This window comes from Azospirillum melinis, from assembly GCF_013340935.1.
Lineage (GTDB): Bacteria > Pseudomonadota > Alphaproteobacteria > Azospirillales > Azospirillaceae > Azospirillum > Azospirillum melinis.
The window spans coordinates 1-3,590 of sequence record NZ_WHOS01000129.1 but is presented as its reverse complement, the minus strand read 5'-3'; the positions used below and the strand labels follow the sequence as shown (position 1 = coordinate 3,590).

The window sequence follows — 3,590 nt, the reverse complement described above, 5'->3', positions numbered from 1 at the left end:
GCCGATGTGCTGGCGCGCATCAACGACATCCCTCAAACCCGCCTGCACGAACTCCTCCCCTGGGAATGGAAAGCAATCCGTGAGCAGACGAAAGCTACCTGACCGCGGCACTCAGCGGATGCTTACGACCAAGGAGGGACCGGGGATGCGGACCTTGCATGATGTGCGCGACGAGATGCTGGCGGTCGCCCAGGGCACCCGCCCGGTTCCCCCGGTGCGGTCGGTGACGGATGGCGAGGCGGTCTCCGGCCTTCTCGGCGTGCTGACCCCAGCCAACCGGGCATTGATGCACCTGATCGCCACCGAACGCCCGGAGACGGTCTCCCGCCTCGCCCAACTCGCCGACCGCGCCCAGCCCAACGTCTCGCGCGCTCTGCAAGACTTGGCGAAGCACGGGCTGGTGCGGCTGGTCCGCGACGGTATGAGCATCCGACCGGAATTGGTCGCAGCGGAAATCGACGTCGATCTGGTGCGCGGGACTTGCAGGGTGGTGCCGATGGCGGCGGCGGCAGAGTAGGGAACGGCTGCGTATCGTCGGAGTCGGAGGGACGGTATTCCGCCCCTCCGGCTTTTTTAATCCTCGCATTTGGCAGGTATGGCCAGAGCAGGAAAATATGCGCGCAAGTACGCTTTATTCCGGGAGCCTTCCCAGAGCCTTGCGATTTATTTTATCATTTTTAAGCTAATTGTTTATTTTCTCCAGACAAATTTCCTTCATCCTGATTTCTGACGTCATCGGGTTCTATCTTCATCATCATGCAATAGTGAGCATAATGATTTGTCTTTATAAATATCATTTTAAAAACCTCCATGTATCGGTCAACGATGCTTTCATCAGAAGATATATAGAAATCCTCATGAGCGCTATGCGACCCATCATTGACCCATGAAAATAGCGAGCTACAAACTTGCTGATCTTTCCCTTCAAACATAGCAATTATTTCTTCTGTATCTATGTTTCCCATTATCTTGAAATAATTTTCAACTATGCGACGCAGTGTATTTTGTATTGTAGCCCTTGCCTTATTAGGGCTTCGAACATCATCCCATAGCAGTTCATATGATGTTTTTATTGGGTTCTTTTCACATCTGGTAAATTCAGAAATACCCTCTGCCTTTTTTACGATCCAGTAGCTTTCATATTTTTGACGCTTAGAAATTGGTGTTGGATCAAAAGATACTTCTTTATGGAAATAAATGTTGTGCGTTAAGATAAAAGCCTGCTTTATGCGCCCTTTTGCAGATACTATATCTTTAAATACTCTCTTTATGAGAGCGCTAACAATAAACAAAACGTCACTGTCAAGGCTCGATATTGGATCATCGAAGACTACTATTCGATCACTGCTTATACCTGCCTCATTCATGCTGCCCTGAAGCAAATGATAGAAGTAGAGAAACCCCACAAAGCTCCTCTCTCCTTCACTTAATGTAGACACGGCATTGCTGCCATCACCGCGAACAACTTCGTAAAGGTGATTTTTGTCCCCAGACGTTCTCAAAGAGAACCCAGTAAAGCCAAAGGATTTGAGTATAACATTTATATCCCTAACTGTTGGATGCACGCTCGCAACAGACCTCTCAAGCTCTCTAAGCTCCTTCTCATTTTCATTTATCAGTTCACGCTTTTTAATTATTTGCAGCTCTAAACTGCTTATTGCTTTTTCCAAGGAGATTTTTTCTCTAGAAAATTTTTCTATAGCGGCACGGTTTTCCTCTACAAGCCATTTCCAGATTTCTCCTATTAAGCGAGACCGCTCAACGGAGAGGTTATCAACAATTTGATTATGCGCTACAACATAGTTATTTTCCGCCTCTATTTTCTCCCTTATGCTTCCCGCTATAATATCTATACTCTCCAGGCGCGCCGGAACACTTGGCTCTTTATTTTTATTTTCCAATACCATAATGTTGCTGCTTATTCTCTCCGAGAGCTGATTAATTAGGCTATCAATACCATCGGGGTTTATACTCCATTCAAATCCCTCAGAGATGCTTTTTAATTTTGCAAGCACCTCTTCAGAATGACGCCTGTATTGATCTAATATGTTTTTTATTCTAGCTATGTCCGAAATAAATTTTTCATCAAAGTAAGAATTCAAGCGCTCTACCAGATCAGCTTCAACTTTCTGCTGGCAAAATGGGCACACGTCAGAATCATTTAAAAATGAAAGCCCCTGACGCACCCAATCACTATTGCTAAGCTTCTGAATTAGCTCGGATACATTAATATCCTCTCTGCCAATAATTCTTTTCAAAAGCAAAGGCTCCTTTTCAAGAAACAATAATAATGAAAAATCTAATAGTGGTATAGACGCCTTCCTATCAATACTATTATTGAATAATTTCGACACCCTCACTTTAAGGTCATCAAAATCACAAATTTCTGATTTATTTACCGAGAACTCCTCAATAATTTTTTCACAAAATTTTGCCTGCGCGTTTCTCACCCCTATGAAAGCACCCTTAAAATAAATATCGTGCTTAGTTTTAATCTTCCAGCACTCGGCCTCAAACGATTTTCTTAGCCCTTTCAGCTTACCAAGCATTCCCAGATCGTCATCTTTCTTTCCGAGCGTTCTTTGTAACTGAGATACTTCTTCATTAAGCTTTCTAACGTTCTTTTGTGTAAATTCTATATTTTCTAAAGTATCTTTTACAGTCTCTCCGAGTGTGAATATACCTGGAAACTGTTCTTTGAAATTTCTTGCTACAAAATCTCTGTTATAAACGACAGTTTCAAGCGGCCTGCTCCCGGCCCATGAAACTTCACAAAATGGATACGACTGCACATCAGCAATAACACGAGAAATAGTGGTCTTTCCCGTTCCGTTGGTTCCAAATATGAAATTTATAGGTTTAAGGTCATCCAGGATCGCCCCGCTTTCGGAATAGCTTGCATGACAGGCAATCTTCACTTTTTCTAACATTACGTAGCACCTTTCTCTTTATAAGGTTGAATTTGTGTTGCCAATTTTAGCTATATGAGATGTGTTGCGCAATGGATAACCCGACGCTTTCCAACGAGCAATCTGCCACTCTACCCGCATACAGTCAGTGATGGATGTGCCCCATGGCCGAGCCTGCAACCGCATTCGAACCGACCGATGACGATGCGCTGACACGCGCCGTCGCCGAGGCGCGGGCACAGATTGCCGCCGATCAGGCAATTCCTCTGCGCGACGTTGCCGACTGGCTCGACAGTTGGGGCACGACCGACGAGCGTCCTGCGCCGTCGCGGATGCGGTCTTCGCACGGGGCAAAGAACCGCCCTTGACGCAGCGCAGCGGCAGACGACAAGCCGCCATATTTTTCCATGCCTCCTTACCGCCGGCCGCACTCCGTGATAGGACTAAAAGCCGTCACCACCCGAGGAGTGTCCTGCATGCATCGCTACAGGTGCCGCGCGCCCTTGCGCCCGTCCTCCCGAGCACCCGCCCCCCTGGATGGAACACTGAACAGCCTGGAGTGCCCCCTGAAACTGAGACAGTGTTAAAGTGTTCCGGTTCTCTGATGGAGAGGACCGATGGGAGAGAAGCGAAGTTTGGAGTTCAAGGTTTCGCTGGTTCGACGGCTTGAAGCTGGCGAGC

At 46.7% G+C, this 3,590-nt stretch carries 3 protein-coding genes; 2 read left to right on the top strand and 1 reads right to left on the bottom strand.

What is annotated here, in order from left to right; genetic code table 11:
* The first annotated feature begins 145 nt into the window (after positions 1-145).
* Positions 146-517: an HVO_A0114 family putative DNA-binding protein gene (locus GBZ48_RS35655; RefSeq protein WP_174475348.1), complete on the top strand. Its 372-nt coding sequence runs from the start codon at positions 146-148 to the stop codon at positions 515-517.
* 160 nt (positions 518-677) lie between these two features.
* On the opposite strand, the gene GBZ48_RS35650 is transcribed toward GBZ48_RS35655, so the two are convergent.
* Positions 678-2,930, bottom strand: coding sequence for an AAA family ATPase (locus GBZ48_RS35650; protein WP_174475347.1), 2,253 nt, complete (start codon positions 2,928-2,930; stop codon positions 678-680).
* A gap of 143 nt (positions 2,931-3,073) precedes the next feature.
* Here GBZ48_RS35650 and GBZ48_RS35645 point away from each other — a divergent pair, with 143 nt between their 5' ends.
* The gene (locus GBZ48_RS35645; RefSeq protein WP_174475346.1) at positions 3,074-3,277 is read left to right on the top strand and encodes an antitoxin; all 204 of its coding nucleotides are present in this window, start codon (positions 3,074-3,076) and stop codon (positions 3,275-3,277) included.
* The last annotated feature ends 313 nt before the right edge of the window (positions 3,278-3,590 follow it).

What these genes read in the sequence shown, in the direction of transcription:
- GBZ48_RS35655 (WP_174475348.1), top strand. Translation starts at nt 146, where the DNA reads ATGCGGACCTTGCATGATGTGCGCGACGAGATGCTGGCGGTCGCCCAG.
- GBZ48_RS35650 (WP_174475347.1), bottom strand. Translation starts at nt 2,930, where the DNA reads ATGTTAGAAAAAGTGAAGATTGCCTGTCATGCAAGCTATTCCGAAAGC.
- GBZ48_RS35645 (WP_174475346.1), top strand. Translation starts at nt 3,074, where the DNA reads ATGGCCGAGCCTGCAACCGCATTCGAACCGACCGATGACGATGCGCTG.